The following is an 18,776-nucleotide window of genomic DNA, read 5'->3' as shown; positions in this document are numbered from 1 at the left end:
ACAAAAGTCTAGGGATTTTTTGTTATAAAAAACTACCAATACTAATAAGAAACAAATTCCTAATACGGCTAACCAAATGATTTGTTTCTTTAAGCTATCATACTCACTCATATAGCCATTATGGATTTTAATGAGTTCATTTCTTCTTTTGTTACTTGACTCTTTAGCAATGGCAATTTCTAGCTCATACATTTGATGCTTCCATGAATTCTTAGAAGTGCCTTTTTTCATTTTATGGTTTGAAAGACTGCTGTTGCCTTTCTCAAAGTTATTTTTTTCAGTCATATTTCCCTCTAAAATCTTCTTTTAGTCCCTATCATTATAACATATGTAAAACTATCTGAAAAGTTCATTTTTGGTTAGAATTTTGAGAAAGAGAATTAAAACATGAAAAAGAACCAGAGGGAAACTTCTTATGTTATACTCTAAGTATGCATAAGAAAACTGTTATTGATTTTAAAGAACTTGGTGTCAGACAAATTTTTACAGACGCCATTAAAGAACTAAAAACAAAGAACATTAAGGAAGTTAAGCATCTCTTAGCTGAAGTCGAAGCCTATCAAAATAAGGGCTATTATGCAGTAGGTTATGTTTCCTATGAAGCTGCCCCTGCCTTCGAGACAAAATTTCAGGTTATTGATGGTCCATTAATGTCAGAGTATCTCCTCTACTTCACTATTCATGAAACTGTTCAAACAGAGCCTATTCCACTTACTTATGAGCCAATTTCCCTACCAGAATCTTGGCAAGAGCTAACTTCTGCAGAGGAATACAAGGCTGCTATTGAGCAAATACACCACCATATTCGACAAGGTGATACTTATCAGGTTAATTATACTGTTCAACTTCAACAGAAGCTGACAGCTGATCCCTTTGCCATCTATAACCGATTGGTTGTTGAGCAAAATGCACATTACAATGCCTTTATTCAGCACGATGATGTTTCTATCATTTCCATAAGCCCAGAACTCTTCTTTAAAAAAGATGGTGATAGACTGACCACTCGTCCAATGAAAGGTACCACCAATCGTGGTTTGACAACTGAAACTGACCTCAAACAAGCCCAATGGCTAGCTCAGGATCAGAAAAATCGCTCTGAAAATATGATGATTGTCGATCTTCTTAGAAATGACATGAATCGTATTTCAAAAATAGGAAGTGAAGATGTCAAGAGCCTTTGCCAAGTTGAACAATACTCTACGGTTTGGCAAATGACTTCGACTATTGAGACGCAACTCCTACCAAATAGTAGTTTAAGCCATGTCTTCCAAGCCCTTTTCCATGCGGATCGATTACAGGTGCCCCAAAAATAGCAACCATGGAGATTATTAAGAAGGTGGAAAAACAGCCTCGAGGTGTCTATTGTGGAGCTATTGGTATCTTGGTGCCACAGGGACCTAGTATTTTCAACGTGGCCATTCGGACACTACAATTGGAAGGAACCAAGGCTATCTACGGTGTCGGAGGAGGTATTACCTGGGACAGCAACTGGGAAGCTGAATATGAAGAAACCAAGCAAAAAGCTGCTGTTCTATACCGTCAGAACCCCAAATTCGATCTCATTTCAACTGGTCGTGTCCATCAAGGAAAACTGCTATTTCTTGAGGAGCATATGAAACGCTTGCAAGAGAGCAGTCGCTACTTTGACTATCCTTTCAATGCAGAAAAAGCTCACTATCAAGTCGAAGCTCTGTGCCAATCACTAGACCTTGACAAAGACTACCGTCTTAAAATGTCACTTGCAAAAGATGGTGAACTGAAGTTTGAACATACCCAATTAACAAACTTATCCAAAGACTTCTGCCAAGCAAGGTTAGTTGAGCAAAGTCATCCGTTGGATAGCCCCTATACCTTTTTCAAAACAAGTTACCGTCCTCACCTTAGTATCGAACCTCACGAACAAATCTATTATAATCATGAAGGGAAACTCCTAGAAACATCTATCGGTAACATTGTGCTTAAAATCGAGGACCAACTCTACACACCACCCGTTCACCTCGGCCTCTTAAATGGCATCTACAGACTAAGCCTTATTGCTGATAATAAGCTTAAAGAAAAAGTCTTGACCGTAAAAGATATGGAACAGGCTCAGGCCATCTACGGATGCAATGCGGTGAGAGGCTTGTATGAATTGAAGGTGGAAGGATAAACCAACAAAACCGTACAATTTTTACTATTCTTTATGTAAACTAATGAACCATTACATAGAAAGGTATTGATATGACCTATCAATTAAAACTAAATGATTTTGTAAAAGTAATCGAAAATAAATCAAGCTTTAATCCAGATGATTTGATACATATCTGTAAGCGATACAAGAATCCTAAAAGAGACTATCTCTTTGTTAATAAATATCAAGCCAAACATTTTCCTAGCCAAGCCAATACAACAATTCAGCTTTTTAAAGAACTTTACGAACAAATTAAAGACCATTTAAGTTCACAAGAACGCATTCTCATCATCGCCTTTGCCGAGACTGCTACTGCCATCGGTCAGGCCATCATGCATTTTTGTTTGGAAAATGATGACATAAACGCTGTTTTCTACCTACAAACAACTCGAGAAGATTTGGATACAACTATTCAAACACTTTCCTTTGAGGAAGAACATTCTCACGCAACCAATCAGAAATTGTATTACCGTGAGGACATTCCTGACTATGACACTATTTTGTTTATTGAAGATGAAATTACGACAGGAAACACTATTCTTAACTTCATTACTGAATTTAAAAAATTGAATAAAAAGACCAAGTATGCAGTGGCTTCCATCCTTAACTGGCAAAATAAATCTCATACTTCTATCTATAAAGAAGAAAATATCGACACTATCTACTTGATTAAGGGACAGCTTAAGGATGATGTTCCATCCATTTCTATCGATTATCAGAATCTTCCCGAGAATAACTTGCATCAAAATGAAAAGGTAACCTTATCTTCTAAAAATAATCCACGTCTTGGATTAACTCAAACTGAATTCAGAAATTACAGCAAGTCTCTTGAAACTCTCATTTCTAAGTTAGATGATTCCCCACTAGATTATGACTCGTATGAAGTAAGGGTAATCGGAACTGAAGAAAATATGTGGCTTCCAATTCTCCTTGCACAACACATTGGTGCAAAAGTTCGATCAACGACACGTAGTCCTATAGCTATCTCACCTGAGGATAATTACCTCATCAAAAATGCTATCCATCTCCCTAGCGCATACAATAGCCAACGATCGACATACCTTTACAATGTCACTGAAGAGGTTGACCGCTACATCATCGTCTATGAAGAAATGACAAAAGCATTTGAAGAATCTATACGAGAACAGTTACAGCCTTACTCAAGACAAGAAATTATTTTTATCCAACAATAAAACAATTATAATAGGAGGAAACGCATGCGTTTTGTTCGCACCAGTTACCCAGCAGAAAGTGTAACTTTCTTACTACAAGATGTTAAAGGAAGAGTCCCCATCTTAGATACTGCAGAACGTGAAAAATTAAACCAGCAAGGTGTCCATTATTCTGAAATGCTTCCTTTAGAGTACGCACCTACAAAAACTTACATGGACCTTTACTTTAATAGCTTAGACCAACTTTCTTTTGAGACAGCTTCTGCCACAGTCGCTCTTGCTGAAAAATTATGGCGTTCAAAAGGACCTGAACTTGTCTTAGTTTCACTTGCCAGAGCAGGAACACCAATCGGAATTCTCGTTCAACGTTATCTCAAAACTAGATACGGAGTAACGCCACCACACTACAGTATCTCAATCATACGTGGAAAGGGGATCGACTCAGCAGCTATGCATTATATTGTTGACCGTCATGCTGCTGAAAAAATTCAATTTATCGATGGTTGGGTCGGTAAAGGAGCCATCAATACAGTTTTAGATGAAGCCTGTCAAAAACTTCGAGCTCAAGAAAAATTTCAAAAACTAGATAGTGAACTCGCCGTATTGAGTGATCCGGCATCAGTAACAAAACTTTATGGAACTAGACAAGATTTCCTTATCCCAAGTGCATGTCTTAATGCAACTGTTAGTGGTCTTGTTAGTCGAACAGTTAAATTACCAACTATGACTGAAGACGAATTTCATGGTGCTATTTTTTATGAAGAGGACTTAGCTATTGACCAGTCAAACGCGTTTTTAGAAACCGTTGAAAAGCACTTTAATGATTGTGACCCCAACTATTTCTCCCCTTCTTCAGAAGAATTAAATGAAGATTTTAAGGGTATAGATGAAGTAAAACGTATCGCGAAAGACTTTAAAATTAAGGATATTAATAAAATCAAGCCTGGTGTAGGTGAAACAACGCGTGTTCTACTTAGACGCGTACCTGATCGGATTCTCATTCGCAAGGATGCTAACCCCAAATATCTCCAACATATTTTACAACTCGCAGAAGAAAAACAAGTTCCGGTTGAGTACTATCCTCTTGAAAAGTACAATGTTTGTGGCATCATCAAAGAGCTAGCAGATCTATAATCCATCAACAATTATGAAAATCATTATAGTTCGTGTTTTATCTTGACACCGCTTTAATGAATACATAGAATAGTAGTATCTTGAATAAGTTCTATATAAAGGTATAGCTTATTTAGGAAAAGACTCATTGTGCCGGAAGGGGGTGACTAAATGAGTCTAAGCCTCCAACAGATTCCATTTGAACTTTGGAGAAGAAAATCCGAAAGAAAGGGCATTCGTCCACAATTCAAACCTGTCTTCACTTCCTACATTGGTGTGGAAAATCAAGTGAAGTATAACGATGTCCTTGCAACGATTCATTCAAAAATTCAGGATGATCCTCGCCATACTATTTTTTTTGATGGAGAGATTCTCCTAGATGCAGATTTCAACTTCATAAATGCGATAAAAAACGAGCTTGCCAATATGGATGTGACACATCTCTCAAAGCAAGATATAACTCTTTTTGAAAACTCTGATTTGAATCACGTTTTTTTAAATGCATTTGAATATGTAGTCAATCTTGCTATAAGACAAGAAAATTTTTTAAACGATAGTGTTAGAAATAACTTTATCTGTAAACTATTACTTTATGCTCACTTATATATACAGAACTTAGATTATTCTGAATTAGATTTTCATGCAAACCATTGTTTCTACTATGGTGACATATCGCGTCATGATATTTATTTTCTAATACTCCTTTATATAATGGGTTTTGATGTTGTTTATATTAATCCATTGAGAGAATGCGACTATTGGAAAGAAATCGATTCGGATAAACTCTGTAAAAAGCATAAGAATTCACAAATATTACCCATTCAAAGTTTTCTTCAACGAGCCTCTCAAGGCCATATTATTGAAGAAAATCGCTCGATTACTTTAGAATTGGAAGAGCAAATTGAAAAAGAGCTATTCTCAAATTCAGGTATTTATCGTCCTTGGCAATTTCATAATGGTACGACTTCTCCAATTTTTTTCAATGGTACATTAATCGATCTAGAACAAAACTGGAAAGTCCCAGCAAAACTTAGACAGGGCTTTAAAACACAAGGAAAAACCGTCTATGTTCCTACTTTCTTCTTTGAAATTGAAGGGGAATATAAGAATTCAGACGAATATGCTCACCTCATTAAGACTTGTATAGAACATCCAAATAGTCTATTTCTATCTTCAACAGCCAACTTTAATCTCATTAGTCCAGGTGTTGAAGAATCAGATAAGTTTCAATTAACATTTTGCCAACTAAGCAATGGTAAATTTGATATAGAAGAAATCATGAAGTTGCCTTTCTATCGTTATTCTTCCTATAATGATGAAACTGAAAAATTCATCCTTTCAAAAATCAATGAGACCATTGATGACCAGCGTTTCTTCAAAAAACCGATTTGTTCCAAAGAAGAAATTTTGGACTTTGCTATGATGATATTGATGTTAGATAAAAAAATCATCAGAACTATAGACAGTTTCGATTTTACTAACGATATTCCCAAACTAGTTATTTTTCTAGAAGAGGAAGAGCAAATTTCAAAACGTCAGGCTTATTTAATTGCTTACCTTAATAAAATTGGATTTGATATTGTCATCTTCTCGCCTGCCGGTTTATCTAACTTAAACACTTATATTCAAAGTGATTATTTTAATTCTATCCGTTTAGATAAGATAAACTATGAGCGACGACTATCAGATTTAAAATACAAACAAAGGAAGCAAAACTTTTTTAGTAAATTTTTTAGTTAAGGAGAATATCAATGGCTATTAATACCGGAGAATTCGGTGCTACTACGACCGGATCACCTACAAATGAGATGCAGATGACTCAACCAGAAGTCTTAACAGACAATGCTGCTTATAAGCAACGTCTACGAGCTCTTCCAGAGGTTCAGAATCTAACTAATGAAATAGATATCACAAATGTTAATTCCATCCTTGCATTTGGTCAAAAACCTAGCGAGGGAATCTCTCAAACTTCAGATATGCTACTGTCTTCAATGCAACGTGTTAATACTGAAGAAGCCTCTCGTATGCTGACACAACTTACAAAGATTATGGATAAGTTCGACATCAAAGAGCTAGAAAATCCAGAAAACGCTTCTATGCTTCAAAAATTATTTGGCAAGATTAAAAATTCCATTGATAAATTATTTGCCAAATATGAAGATATGGGAAAAGAAGTTGACAAGATTTATGTAATCTTAAAACAATATGAATCTCAAATTCATCAAACTCAAGAAGATCTTGAAAAGCAATATCGTACTAACGTTGCATATTATGAAGAACTCGAGAAGTATATTGTAGCTGGAGAGCTCGCTCAAGAAGAAATCGAAGCTTATCAAGCACAAATGATGCAACGAACCGATCTGACTGAACAAGAAAAGCAGACTCAACAACAGAAACTACAAATGATTAAGGATATGCTTAACCAACGTACTTATGACTTACAGATTGCTGAGAATGTTGCAATGCAAACTTGTCCAATGATCCAGACAATGCAAATGGCAAACTTTAATCTTATGCGTAAGATTAATTCATCATTCATTATCACCTTGCCAATTTTCAAGCAATGTTTAGTACAAGCTATTCAGCTAAAACGACAAGAAATCCAAGCGAAATCAATCAGTCAATTGGATGAAAAAACAAATGAGCTACTTCTACGTAATGCTCAAAATACAGCAACTCAGTCGGTAAATATTGCTCGAATGGCTGGTGGCAGTGCTGTGCAAATTGAAACCCTTCGCTCAACCTATGAAACTATCAAAAAGGGTATCGACGAGACCAAACAAATCAGTCAACAAATTGCTGAAAAACGCAAGACTGATTCCGTTGAATTGGAAAATATGAAGGCGGATATGGCTGAAAAAGGGTTCATTAGCGCGCATTAATTTAACTGGAGGGAAATTATTATGGATTTCACTAGACTTAATAATGGTTCACAACCATCACTTAATTTATCAAAAGGTAATGTACTTGACCTTACCAAACAAGCACCAGCACTTAAGAACTGTGTGCTAGGTGGTGGTTGGGATATGGCCGTTGCTGGACCTACTGCAGACCTTGATTTAGCAGCTTTTCTTATCGAAGATAGTGGACGTGTGACACAAGTTCCACAAGACGTCATCTTCTTTAACAACATGTCAGCTCCTGGAATTCGACTCGAAGGAGATAACCGTACTGGTGAAGGTGACGGTGATGATGAACGTATCCAAATTAATTTAGATGCCATCGAACCACGCATCACTCGTATTATCTTCTTCATGACAATTTTTGAAGCCGTAAGCAAAAAGCAAACTTTTGGTATGATAAAAAATGCTTTTGTTCGCTTGCTTGATGCAGATAATAACGATGCTGAAATTTGTCGCTATCAGTTAACCGATAATTATTCTGCCGATACTGCTGTTACAGCCTGTTCTTTAAACCGTGGACCAAACGGTTGGCAGTTTGAAGCAATTGGTGAGGGAACGATTGCAGACCTCAATGGACTTTTGTCTCGCTATATGTAATACACTTAGGAAAGGAAACTATTATGGGACTTTTTGATAAACTACTTGGAAACAACTCAAACACACCAGCAAACAATGGGCCTGAAGCGCCAGCACCAACTTTTGAGACTCTTTCTCAATCTTCACAAAATCAAGGACGTGAAGTAAGTCTTGACCTTAATAAACCAGGTATCCTTAACCTCCAAAAAAATGATTTCTTGAATCTTTCTAAGACTCAGTCTACTTTGGAAAACATTCGAGTTTCTGCTGGTTGGGATGTACAAACAAAATTATTTGGTTCAGATTTTGACCTTGACCTAGTTGCTTTTCTATTAGATGATTCAGGCCGTCTAACTCAGAAAGCTACAAATGTTGTCTACTATGGCGACAAATCTTCTCAAGGTATCCACTTGGATCACGATAACCTTACTGGAGCAGGTGATGGCGACGATGAAAATATGTTCGTAAACTTTAATCAAGTCTCATCAGATGTCAAACAAATTGTTGTTGCAGTTGTCATTTACTCTGGTAAAGAACGTAAACAAAACTTTGGTCAAGTACGTAATGCATATGTTCGTTTAGTTGATGAATCACAACGTCCAGAACGTGAATTGGTTCGTTTCAACCTTACAGAAGACGGTGGTAATGCAACTGCAGTTAAATTTGCTGAGTTGAACCGTACGGATAATGGTTGGACATTTAAAGCTGTAGGTGATTACTTCAAAGCATCTATTGCTGATATCGCTAAAGCATATAAATAATTTAATGTAAAGGAAGAAGAAAAATGGCTATTAATTTTACTAGTTTAGGTGGCGAAGTTTCAACACCAACTGAAGTCACACCTACACAATCTGGAATTTCACTAAATCTTGAAAAAAATACTGTCCTAGACCTTGCAAAAGCTGCACCTAGCCTCAATAATGTCGATCTATGTGCTGGTTGGGATATTGCTGCAAGTGGTGTCGACTTCGATTTAGATATTTCTGTTTTCTTATTGAATGAAGCAGGTAAAATCACTTCTGCTTCTGACGTTGTTTTCTACAATAATCCAGTAGCAAATGGTATTCAATTAAACGGAGATAATCGTACTGGTGCTGGTGAAGGTGACGACGAAACCATCACTCTAAATCTCCAAGCTGTCTCTCCAACAGTTAGTAAGATTGTTTGTGCTGTAACCATTGACCAAGCAGTCGCACGTCGTCAAACATTTGGTATGGTAAATAACTCATACGTACGACTTGTGAATAAGGATAATGGCTCTGAACTATGTAAATTCCAATTAAAAGATGATTACTCTACTGATACAGCTGTTGTCTTTGCAGAATTAGTTCGTAATGGCGCTAGCTGGGCATTTCATGCTATTGGCCAAGGAAAACAAGCTGACCTTAATGGAATCGCAGCACTCTTTAGTTAATAATAGAATTCTTTAGTTATTAGGATACTTATTTTTAGAAGGGTATACCTCAGAAAGTATTAATTCTCTAAAGACTATTTCTAGAAAGGATACAAACCTTAAATGAAAAAATTTAAAGGCTTGACTTCTGCTGAAGTTCAAGCAAGTAAAAATGCCCATGGCGATAATAGGCTATCTAGTAAAGAGGCTAACTCGCTCCTCTCAATCTTTATCGAAGCCTTCCAAGATCAATGGATTCTTATCCTCTTGGCTGCCTTAGGATTAAAAATCATCTTCAACTTTGTTGGAATGATTTTCCCTGCTATTGGTGAAGCCAATTGGTATGAGGCTATCTCACTAATTTTTGCCATTTTGATATCTACAGGATTCTCAGCAGTCTCACAATACAGAAATGAGCAAAAATTCAACACTCTTCAAGAAGAGGCTTCAAAAACTAATGCTAAGGTTTATCGTGATGGTAAACTTAAAGAAGTTCTTGTTGATGATATTGTAAAAGGTGATCAAATTCTCCTTCAATCAGGGGACAAGATTCCAGTTGACGGTATCATCTTGGAAGGTGAGTTAAAAGTAAACCAAGCTGTCCTTAATGGTGAAAGTGAAGATGCTAAAAAACTTCCTCTTGGTGATCAAGCAGAGCCAGACTCTTCCGACCTCTTTACAGAGCTCAAAGTCTTCCGTGGTACAGTTGTTACTTCAGGCGAAGCCGTTATGGAAGCTACACAAATTGGTGATAATACCGTTCTAGGAAGCATCAATACTTCTCTTCAAGAAGATAGTAAAGATTCACCATCCAAAGAAAAACTCAACAAGCTTGCTGGTAATATCGGTGTCCTCGGTTATAGTGCGGGTGCTGCATATTCAGTGATCAACCTTGTATTAGGCTTTATTGCCCTTAATAAGGCTAATAACCTCAATGGTGGTTCAATCTTCCTTCTTATCATTGAAACGATTCTCTTTGCGGTTACAATCATCATCATGGCCGTTCCAGAAGGTCTCCCAATGATGTTGGCACTCGTTTCTTCAATGAACTCAGGTCGACTCTTAGCTCAAAATATCCTGGTTCGCCATCCTGATACCATTGAAACAGCCGGATACATGAATATCCTCTTCAGTGATAAGACTGGTACTATCACTGAAGGTAAACTATCTGTAGTTGACTTCTTCCTTGCTGATGGAACACTTTATGCAGCTACTGGTGAAACTGATGCACCTGATTTTGACACAATGTCAGATAGCCTTAAAGCTGAAATGATTAATGGGATTGGTCTTAACAACGATGCCATGGTAGCTGATGGCAGTGCTGTTGGTAGTAACGCCACTGACCGTGCACTTCTTGATTTCCTTATTGGACGCTCTCAACTTGATTTTGATACAAATACAATTACTGAGAAGCAACAATTCAACTCAGCAACAAAATTCGCAAGTGTAACGACTAACGATGGTAAAACCTACATCAAGGGTGCTCCAGAATTCATCCTAAATGACTGCTACTACTATCTTGATAAAGATGGTAATAAACAAAACTTTACTGATGATATCAAAGCTCGTTTCCAAGAATTATCATTGGAACAAGCTAACCGTTCAATGCGTTTGCTTGCTATCCTAAATACAGATGGAAATGATAAAGTCTTGATTGGTATCGTATGTATCCGTGATAACGTTCGTTCTTCAATCAAACAAACTGTTGAAACAATGAACCGTGCAGGTGTTCAAGTAGTTATGGTAACTGGTGACCGTAAAGAAACCGCTGTTGCTATCGCTAAAGAAGCCGGTATCGTTACTGGTCAAAATGACCTTGTTCTTACTCACGATGAACTTTTTGCCCTCTCAGATCAAGAACTCAAACAACAATTGCCTCACTTAAAAGTGGTCAGTCGTGCCCTTCCAATGGATAAAAAACGTCTTATTGAGGCAGCTCAAGACCTCGATATGGTCGCTGGTATGACAGGTGATGGGGTCAATGACTCACCAGCACTCAAATCAGCAGATGTCGGATTCTCAATGGGTGATGGTACTGAAGTCGCACGTGAAGCATCAGATATCGTTATCTTGAATAACTCATTGACTTCGATTGAGAAAGCCGTCCTCTATGGACGTACTATGAGTAAGTCAGTAAGTAAATTTATTATCTTCCAATTAACCGTAAACGTGACTACAATTGCTATGTCACTTCTCTCACCACTTTTGGGCCTCAAAGAACCATTTACAATTATCCAAATTCTCTGGATCAACCTTATCATGGACACACTTGCTGCCCTTGCCTTTGGTGAAGAACCTACCCTAGATCGTTACATGAATGAAAAACCAGTTCCTAAGAAGGCAAATATTCTTACTGGCTATATGAAATCTGCTATTGGTGTAGCCAGCGTCTTCATTACTCTTGTATGTTTAGCCATTCTTAAAAATGTTGGTGGTATTCAAGACTTTATCACAAATGGAACTGGCAACTTTGAAATGGTAACAACATTCACCTTTACAGTATTTATCTATGCTGTCATTTTCAACTCACTTAATACACGTAGTAATGGATTCAATGTTTTTGAACATATCGGCGAAAACAAGAAATTCTCAATTGTAATGATTTCTATTGCTGTCGTTCAAACCTTGATTATTCAATTCGGTGGTAAAGTATTTAGTACCGTTCCAATGGATGTTGAACACTATATCGTTGCTCTTCTTATCGCAGTTTTGATTATCCCTGCAGATTTTATCCGCAAGGCTCTTACAAAGAATACGTAACTAGTTGACTAAAGACTAAGTAACTTATAAAATAATACAGAGGATTAGGTTTTATTCCTAATCCTCTTTTTAAAAATAGGAAGGTGTCTTATGATTTTTGCAACCGACTTAGATCGCACAATTATTCATTCATCAAAATTCGTCGATAATGCTAGTCAAGTTAAATGCATTGAAATACTAGATAATAAAGAAATTTCATATATGTCGCATTTAAGTATAGAACTGATTAATAAAATAAAAAATAATCCAAGTATTCAACTCATCCCAATTACAACACGTTCTTACGCGCAATTTAAGCGTGTACAGCCAGTTCAAAATCTTCCTTATGCTGTTGTCGCAAATGGAGGTATTATTCTCCATAACGGAGAGCCTCTACCAGAATGGGAGAAACACGTTGACTCAATATGTCGCCGTTTAGAGGATCAATATACAAACATACTTAAACTTTTAAATCAGTATAAGACACACTTAACAAAAGAACCTGTTCTTATTGATGATATCTTCTTTTTTACAAAGATTTCTGACGATAAAACTATCATCAATTACATCGATGAAGCTATGACTAGAGAACTAGAGGGAACTGAGTGGACACATACCATCCAAGGACTCAAACTCTATATTATCCCTAAAAAGATATCAAAAGGGAATGCTCTACTCTTTCTAAAAGAAAAATTAGAAGAGGACTTTGTGATAACTGCAGGTGATGGTAAAATGGATCAAACCTTTTTACCTCTTGGCAATGTAAGATGTATTCCTAATCAAAGTGAAATTTATCATCTGTTAGATGATAAAGAAAAATATACCATCGTCCCAGAAGGTTTAGTTGGCGCAGAAAAAATTCTTCAGCTTGTGCTAGATTATTCTGTGTAAGAGGAGTTACAATGAAGTACAAATTGAACAACCTTGAATATAAAAAATCTCCTCAAGATTTTTCAAAAAATACTCAAAAAGAATTACTACAGTATGCTGTTGGACCACTTTTATATATACCAGCCACACACGAAAAACTGCTAGAAGCCATACTTAAAACAAAAGAAGCCTCAATCTGTATTGATCTTGAAGATGCAATTGGTGACAATACTGTACAACAGGCAGAGTTAAATATTTTATCTTTTTTGCAAAAATTAAAAGCTATGCTTGCATCTGGTGAAATCACTTTACAAGAATTACCATTAATTTTTATTCGTATAAGATCTTCACAACAGCTCAAAGATTTTGGTACAAAGCTAGGTAAACCGTTACTAAATTTACTAACTGGCTTTAATCTCCCTAAATTTGATACAAGTTGCGCTCAAGATTACCTTACTGCATTTCAGGAAGTTAACCATCTAAGCCAAGGGAATATTTATTTCATGCCTATTTTTGAAACAGAATCTATAATGAATAAAAAAGGCAGAATTGAAGAACTAGAAAAACTATTCCTCACACTTGAGCCTTTTCAAGATCACATTCTTAATATAAGGGTTGGTGCAACAGATTTTTCAAATCTTTTCGGTATTCGACGTACCATTAGTCAAACGATTCATATGGTTCAAGTTATTGAGGACTGTTTAGGAGATATTATTAATATCTTTGGTAAAGATTATGTCTGTTCAGCACCTGTCTGGGAATATTTTGGTTCCAACGACTCAGATCTTAAGGAAACTCCTGCATGGTTAACAGGCTTAAAAAATGAAATTGAGTTGGATCAACTTAATGGTTTTATTGGAAAAACATGTATACATCCCTCGCAACTTCAGGCAGTTCTTGAAAGTTTAGTAATTACCGAAGAAGATTATGAGGACGCTCTCAAAATACTTGGTATGGATGAAACTCTTGTTGGTGTTACAAAAGGTCATATGGGAAATAAAATGAATGAAGTAAAAACTCATATCAAATGGGCCAAAAAAATGATTAACCTAGCAACCATTTATGGAGTAAGAAAATCTAATTGATCATTAGTGAGTAAAATTCAAATACTCTTTCTCCAATGACATAAAGTCACTAGTATTTAACTAGTGACTTTTTTTATAGAAGCAACATAAAAAGGCTTTAACAAGCCTCTTTGATTGATTAAGTAATGCTACTTAAACTGACTAGGAGCCCCTGTATAACCTGCCCAATCCTTACTATAAAAGTGGTCGTTCAAGTTATAGCTAGGTGCGGGTGTTGGATTACTTACAAATGGATCAACAGCCTTGTCAAAGGCTACCCATCCTTTCCATCCCATATGAATGGTATCTTGCATGAAGTAAGGTTGATCTCCGTCTTTTGAGAAGTCAGCAATATTAGTGAAGCCTTGACTTTCCAATTGATAACGGATTTTAGAAACCGTAGCATCATACATTTCCTGACTTAGTCCCGTATAAGCCATCCACTTGCTATTAACAGGTGGGATGACAAAGATAACATTAGTATTTGACTTAGCAAATTGATTTAGCACCAACTGTAGGTCGCCGTATTCTTGTGAAACTTCATACGAAAGATTCTTTTGGAACCCTTTAAGTTTACCAATCTTTTTAGCCAAACGTTTCTTATAGAAACGGTCATCGATACCAAAGTCGTTTGACTTGGTATGAGCTTCTGCATCTCTTACCGCAACCTGGTCAAGTGCCTCGTAAGAGAGCTTGTCTGGCAACTCTTTAAGATAAGGAAGAACCTTCTTGTCGTAATTTGCATTATTTGATGCTGCAAAAGGACTGAACAAGGCATCTTCTCGCTTATTAAGCTCTGCCATAAATTGAATATAAGTCTTATCAAGAGAATTTAAATCTTGCCCATTAGCCACTTTAGAAAGTTGAGATTTCATAGTAATCTCAGGTTTCATCTCTAAGATGCGCTGAGCTGCATACTGAGAATTTGCATCCGTCTGATTTTGACTTAAGAAACTACTAAGTTGGTCGTTATTGTAGAACTGCTGGAAAGCCGCAGAATTGTAACCTTTTTTAGTAAACCACTGTGGTGACAAGACATAGACTACTGTCCCATTTTTCAATTCGGGAAGCATTTGTTGCATTCCCAAATATTGGTTTAGAGAGGCAGCCCCACGTTGTCCAATAAAATATGGGCGATAGTTACGGTCATATTTTTCAGCTAAAACAGCTGGATGAAGGGCATCAAAACGCAACCACTCACTAGACCCAAAGAAAGGGACAAATCGATGATTCTTATCAGAAAGAGCTGTCGTCTTATTAATACGGCTCTTAAAGTTCTCAGTTGTCAAGGTTACCGCGTTACGTTTTTCAACCTCATAACTATGTTTTCTGCCTTGAGGGTAGGAAAAAATAACTACTACTACCAAGACTAAGGCACAGATTATAGGGCCAAAAATTTGCCATAAACGCTTAAGCATTGCGAAGCTCCGTTACCCCTTCAACAATCTTATTAGCTGTGTTCCAGTCATCACGACCAAATTCTGAAACTGGCACACGAATATCGAAACGTGATTCCAATTCAACGATAAGCTCAACTGTTCCCATAGAATCAAGAACACCAGCATCGAAAAGGTCTTCATCCATCATGTCTGAAACATCTTCCATGAAGAGTTCATCAATAATTTCAATAACTTCTGATTTTACATCCATTTTTATAATTCCTTTACTTATTTTTTAGTGAACCAGAGGTCATTCAAGAATCCAGAGAAAATCAAGAATGACAACATAACAGTGTTAAATGTAATAAAGATTCCCAAAGCCTTCGTCCATTTATTATCAGGAAGTGACTCAAGACCAGCTTTCTTACGTTCTTTATTAATGGTCTTCTTCTTACGTAACCAGGCATCATTGATTCCTAGACCAATACCATGGAAAATACCATAAGCAATGTAGTACCAGGTAACTCCATGCCAGAATCCCATAACCATCATATTAATGACATAGGCCACATTTGATGTCGTGTTACGGTTTTTGAAAACTTTGTTACGCATCAAAACCATAACCAAACGCATAAAGACAAAGTCACGGAACCAGAAAGACAAGCTCATATGCCAACGATTCCAAAATTCTTTCAAGTCTCGTGAGATGAAAGGTTTGTCAAAGTTGATTGGGCTCTTAATCCCCATAAGGTTTGATGCTGCCAAGGCAAACATCGAGTAACCCGCAAAGTCAAAGAAGAGATCAAAACCGAAAACATACATGACACCAAGTGTTGGTAAATTAAAGATACCACCTTGAGCCAAAGCTTGTGCTTTCAGTGAAGGCAAGAGCATACTTCCGAAAATCTGAGCCAAAACAAACTTATAGAGGAAACCAAGCATGATATATTTTACAGCTTGCTCCAACATATTCATCAGCTCGTCTCGCTCAGGAATCGCCTGGTAATCTTCGTTAAAGCGTTTGAAGCGATCAATAGGACCACTCGTAAAGGTTGGCATAAAGAGCATGAATCGGAGGAATTCTCCAAGTGTAAACTCTTTTAAGACACCATCCCGCATCTCGATAATCATACCAACTGATCGGAAGGTCAAGTAAGAAATACCAAGAAAGTTTAAGAGTGACTGAGTACCATTTATCGCAGGCTCTACCTTAACAAAAATCAAGGGAAGGACTACAAGAAATGAGTGTAAATAGAAAACCCATTTATTGTCCTTTTGACTGCGGTAATGTTTGTAGGAATAAACCCAGATGATTTGCCAAACGATATAGAAGAGTAAGGCTAGTAATTGACTAGCATGTGTTCCTGTCAGAGCAAGAACAATAAAGGCTAGACTGACCAAACATTCATAAATCGCAAAACGCTTTTTATAGAAGAGACCCACAAAGATTGGCAATAGAGCTAATCCAAGATAGATAAAATAGAAGGGGTTACCGTAGGCTTCTAAATGTGGTAGCTGTTTCAAGAAGTCAATCATCGGTTGTTAACCTCACTGATAAGACCCTTGATATCAATTTTCCCATTTGGTGTTAAAGGCAAGCTCTCACGATAGAGGAACTTAGTAGGCATCATGTAAGACATCATGATATCTTCTAAGTCAGCCTTAATCGCCTTGGTGATATCAATTTCACGTTCAAACTGCTCACGAACACCATCCTTAAGAATCACATAAGCCAAGAGGTTCTGAACCTTATGGTCTTTATTGTAACGTGGCACAGCTACTGCTGAATCAATATACTTAGACTTATTAAGATTTTGTGAAACATCCTCTAACTCAATACGGAAACCATTAAATTTAATCTGGAAGTCCATGCGTCCACCGTAAAGAAGGAGACCTTCATCAGTCATCGTTCCCACATCACCAGTATGGTAAGCAGGAAGGCCATTAAACTCGAAGAAGGCTTCAGCAGTCTTTTCAGGATTATTCATATAGCCTTTTGAAACTGCTGGTCCTGAGACGATGATTTCACCTTGTTGACCATTTGGAAGGATATTCCCATCCTCATCAATAATATAAGTCGGTGAATCTTCCTTGGTGTAACCAATCGGCAAACGCTTAAGGTTAACCAGCATCTCATCTGTTACGGCTACAGCCGACAAGGCTACAGTTGCTTCCGTTGGGCCGTAGGCATTGATGATGCGCGCATTTGGGAAACGTTGGCGAAGCTTTTGAGCAGTCTTGACAGTCAACTCTTCTCCATCAAAATAGAAATGCGTAATTTCTGGCATCTTCTCTGCATTGAAGTCTTCTGACAACATTGCCATATCTGCAAATGATGGTGTGGATGTCCAAATGGCAATTGGAAGAGAGAAAATCGTTTCAAAGAGCTTCTTGAAGTCCTGTGTAATGGCTGAAGGAAGCGCATAGAGTGTTCCTCCAAGTGCCAATGTAGGTGCCCAGTACATTACTGATAAGTCAAATGAATAAGGCGGTTGAGCTAGCATTTGTGGACGTGTTGGAGTCGCAAATTCCTTGTCTGTAATCATCCAGTTAGTGAAACTAAGGAGATTATTGTGTGAAATTTGTACCCCTTTAGGCTTACCTGTAGTTCCTGATGTAAAGATGATGTAATAAGTATCATCCCCCTTAACAGGATGAGTCACTTCGTAGCTAGTCTTGCTTTCAAAAGCTGTTGTCACTTGATCCAATGTTAAGATTGGTGCTTGGACATCCTCAAGTGGGAAGTCATTGATAGCAATAATCAGACTAGGCTCTGCTACTTCAACAATTGCCGTCACGCGCTCAAGAGCTGAGTGACTGTCAATTGGAATATAAGCGTGACCAGATTTAGTCAAAGCGACAAAAGTTGCCAACATTTCATACTCTTGACCGCCATAAACCACAACAGGTGAACTTTCTGGAATATCAAGACTATCAATCTTGGCTGCCAAGCTATCTGAGTCAGCCTTCAAGTCGCCGTAAGTGTGAACTTCCCCTAAAATATTGTAAACAGGAAAGTCAGGTTGTGATTGAGCAAACTGCTCAATCGTTTCAATCATATCTTTAATTTTTGTATTCGTCATTATTCTTCCTAAAATTCGTTATAGATAAAATTACCTTGACCTTGTCCTAGGTAATTGTAGAGATAAATTAGGGCCATAAAAATGGCGAAATAAAGCAAGGTTTGTCCTAAAAACACTAGGACGTTTTTATGTTTTAACATTCTAATTTTCGATACCTTTTTTTTATATAATATCCTCTCTAGTTTACCATCTTATCGCCATTTTTTCCAATAAAAAAGAAAAAATAACTAAATTTCATTTCTTTTTTATCAATAGGTTTTAGCGATAAATGATTAGCTAAAATAATCATAACCACCCGTCTAACGGGTGGTTTG

General features: G+C 37.1%; 16 protein-coding genes and 1 pseudogene. 11 read left to right on the top strand and 6 right to left on the bottom strand.

Annotated features, from left to right (window positions below):
• Window positions 1-285, bottom strand: a 285-nt coding sequence (locus tag HMPREF2979_RS07830; RefSeq protein WP_070656046.1) for a hypothetical protein, incomplete at its 3' end; no start/stop codon positions are given.
• A gap of 146 nt (window positions 286-431) precedes the next feature.
• Here HMPREF2979_RS07830 and pabB point away from each other — a divergent pair.
• The 11 genes and pseudogenes from pabB (at window position 432) to HMPREF2979_RS07775 (ending at window position 14,021) form a co-directional block, all read left to right on the top strand.
• A pseudogene (pabB, locus tag HMPREF2979_RS07825) lies at window positions 432-2,149 on the top strand (aminodeoxychorismate synthase component I).
• Window positions 2,150-2,220: 71 nt separating this feature from the next.
• Complete coding sequence (locus HMPREF2979_RS07820; protein ID WP_070656044.1) at window positions 2,221-3,363, top strand: phosphoribosyltransferase domain-containing protein; 1,143 nt, start codon at window positions 2,221-2,223, stop codon at window positions 3,361-3,363.
• 24 nt (window positions 3,364-3,387) lie between these two features.
• Complete coding sequence (locus tag HMPREF2979_RS07815) at window positions 3,388-4,476, top strand: cysteine protease StiP family protein (protein ID WP_070656042.1); 1,089 nt, start codon at window positions 3,388-3,390, stop codon at window positions 4,474-4,476.
• 150 nt (window positions 4,477-4,626) lie between these two features.
• The gene (locus tag HMPREF2979_RS07810) at window positions 4,627-6,195 is read left to right on the top strand and encodes a YceG family protein (protein ID WP_070656040.1); all 1,569 of its coding nucleotides are present in this window, start codon (window positions 4,627-4,629) and stop codon (window positions 6,193-6,195) included.
• Between the two features lie 11 nt (window positions 6,196-6,206).
• Window positions 6,207-7,337, top strand: coding sequence for a toxic anion resistance protein (locus HMPREF2979_RS07805; protein WP_070656038.1), 1,131 nt, complete (start codon window positions 6,207-6,209; stop codon window positions 7,335-7,337).
• A 21-nt stretch (window positions 7,338-7,358) separates the two neighbouring features.
• The gene (locus HMPREF2979_RS07800) at window positions 7,359-7,955 is read left to right on the top strand and encodes a TerD family protein (protein ID WP_070656036.1); all 597 of its coding nucleotides are present in this window, start codon (window positions 7,359-7,361) and stop codon (window positions 7,953-7,955) included.
• Between the two features lie 23 nt (window positions 7,956-7,978).
• Window positions 7,979-8,695 carry a TerD family protein gene (locus tag HMPREF2979_RS07795; protein ID WP_070656034.1) on the top strand — a complete coding sequence of 239 codons (717 nt, stop codon included), beginning with the start codon at window positions 7,979-7,981 and terminating at the stop codon, window positions 8,693-8,695.
• A 23-nt stretch (window positions 8,696-8,718) separates the two neighbouring features.
• A complete protein-coding gene (locus HMPREF2979_RS07790; RefSeq protein WP_083312377.1) occupies window positions 8,719-9,348 on the top strand; it encodes a TerD family protein in 630 nt (209 codons plus the stop codon).
• A gap of 102 nt (window positions 9,349-9,450) precedes the next feature.
• A complete protein-coding gene (locus HMPREF2979_RS07785; RefSeq protein WP_070656032.1) occupies window positions 9,451-12,087 on the top strand; it encodes a calcium-translocating P-type ATPase, PMCA-type in 2,637 nt (878 codons plus the stop codon).
• Window positions 12,088-12,177: 90 nt separating this feature from the next.
• The gene (locus tag HMPREF2979_RS07780; protein ID WP_070656031.1) at window positions 12,178-12,957 is read left to right on the top strand and encodes an HAD family hydrolase; all 780 of its coding nucleotides are present in this window, start codon (window positions 12,178-12,180) and stop codon (window positions 12,955-12,957) included.
• Between the two features lie 11 nt (window positions 12,958-12,968).
• A complete protein-coding gene (locus HMPREF2979_RS07775; RefSeq protein ID WP_070656029.1) occupies window positions 12,969-14,021 on the top strand; it encodes an HpcH/HpaI aldolase/citrate lyase family protein in 1,053 nt (350 codons plus the stop codon).
• Between the two features lie 128 nt (window positions 14,022-14,149).
• Here the strand turns inward: HMPREF2979_RS07775 and dltD are convergent, their stop codons facing one another.
• From dltD to HMPREF2979_RS07750, 5 genes are read right to left on the bottom strand one after another with little or no spacing between them, the layout of a single operon-like run.
• Window positions 14,150-15,418 carry a D-alanyl-lipoteichoic acid biosynthesis protein DltD gene (dltD, locus tag HMPREF2979_RS07770; protein ID WP_070656027.1) on the bottom strand — a complete coding sequence of 423 codons (1,269 nt, stop codon included), beginning with the start codon at window positions 15,416-15,418 and terminating at the stop codon, window positions 14,150-14,152.
• Window positions 15,411-15,650 carry a D-alanine--poly(phosphoribitol) ligase subunit DltC gene (dltC, locus tag HMPREF2979_RS07765; RefSeq protein ID WP_002891149.1) on the bottom strand — a complete coding sequence of 80 codons (240 nt, stop codon included), beginning with the start codon at window positions 15,648-15,650 and terminating at the stop codon, window positions 15,411-15,413. Before dltC ends, dltD begins: the two co-directional genes overlap by 8 nt.
• A gap of 17 nt (window positions 15,651-15,667) precedes the next feature.
• The gene (dltB, locus tag HMPREF2979_RS07760) at window positions 15,668-16,915 is read right to left on the bottom strand and encodes a D-alanyl-lipoteichoic acid biosynthesis protein DltB (RefSeq protein ID WP_070656024.1); all 1,248 of its coding nucleotides are present in this window, start codon (window positions 16,913-16,915) and stop codon (window positions 15,668-15,670) included.
• The gene (gene dltA / locus HMPREF2979_RS07755; protein ID WP_070656022.1) at window positions 16,912-18,462 is read right to left on the bottom strand and encodes a D-alanine--poly(phosphoribitol) ligase subunit DltA; all 1,551 of its coding nucleotides are present in this window, start codon (window positions 18,460-18,462) and stop codon (window positions 16,912-16,914) included. The genes dltB and dltA overlap by 4 nt, the downstream gene beginning before the upstream one ends.
• 8 nt (window positions 18,463-18,470) lie before the next feature.
• The gene (locus HMPREF2979_RS07750; protein ID WP_002885174.1) at window positions 18,471-18,602 is read right to left on the bottom strand and encodes a teichoic acid D-Ala incorporation-associated protein DltX; all 132 of its coding nucleotides are present in this window, start codon (window positions 18,600-18,602) and stop codon (window positions 18,471-18,473) included.
• Window positions 18,603-18,776 lie beyond the last annotated feature (174 nt).

This window comes from Streptococcus sp. HMSC078H12, assembly GCF_001814615.1.
In the GTDB taxonomy this organism is placed as follows: Bacteria; Bacillota; Bacilli; order Lactobacillales; family Streptococcaceae; genus Streptococcus; species Streptococcus salivarius_F.
The sequence above is the reverse complement of the archived record's forward strand: the minus strand, read 5'-3'. Positions and strand labels throughout refer to the sequence as shown.

Coding starts and splice junctions, on each gene's coding strand:
- HMPREF2979_RS07800 (WP_070656036.1), top strand. CDS start 7,359: ATGGATTTCACTAGACTTAATAATGGTTCACAACCATCACTTAATTTA.
- HMPREF2979_RS07805 (WP_070656038.1), top strand. CDS start 6,207: ATGGCTATTAATACCGGAGAATTCGGTGCTACTACGACCGGATCACCT.
- dltD (WP_070656027.1), bottom strand. CDS start 15,418: ATGCTTAAGCGTTTATGGCAAATTTTTGGCCCTATAATCTGTGCCTTA.
- HMPREF2979_RS07785 (WP_070656032.1), top strand. CDS start 9,451: ATGAAAAAATTTAAAGGCTTGACTTCTGCTGAAGTTCAAGCAAGTAAA.
- dltC (WP_002891149.1), bottom strand. CDS start 15,650: ATGGATGTAAAATCAGAAGTTATTGAAATTATTGATGAACTCTTCATG.
- HMPREF2979_RS07810 (WP_070656040.1), top strand. CDS start 4,627: ATGAGTCTAAGCCTCCAACAGATTCCATTTGAACTTTGGAGAAGAAAA.
- HMPREF2979_RS07775 (WP_070656029.1), top strand. CDS start 12,969: ATGAAGTACAAATTGAACAACCTTGAATATAAAAAATCTCCTCAAGAT.
- HMPREF2979_RS07750 (WP_002885174.1), bottom strand. CDS start 18,602: ATGTTAAAACATAAAAACGTCCTAGTGTTTTTAGGACAAACCTTGCTT.
- dltA (WP_070656022.1), bottom strand. CDS start 18,462: ATGACGAATACAAAAATTAAAGATATGATTGAAACGATTGAGCAGTTT.
- HMPREF2979_RS07820 (WP_070656044.1), top strand. CDS start 2,221: ATGACCTATCAATTAAAACTAAATGATTTTGTAAAAGTAATCGAAAAT.
- HMPREF2979_RS07815 (WP_070656042.1), top strand. CDS start 3,388: ATGCGTTTTGTTCGCACCAGTTACCCAGCAGAAAGTGTAACTTTCTTA.
- HMPREF2979_RS07790 (WP_083312377.1), top strand. CDS start 8,719: ATGGCTATTAATTTTACTAGTTTAGGTGGCGAAGTTTCAACACCAACT.
- HMPREF2979_RS07780 (WP_070656031.1), top strand. CDS start 12,178: ATGATTTTTGCAACCGACTTAGATCGCACAATTATTCATTCATCAAAA.
- dltB (WP_070656024.1), bottom strand. CDS start 16,915: ATGATTGACTTCTTGAAACAGCTACCACATTTAGAAGCCTACGGTAAC.
- HMPREF2979_RS07795 (WP_070656034.1), top strand. CDS start 7,979: ATGGGACTTTTTGATAAACTACTTGGAAACAACTCAAACACACCAGCA.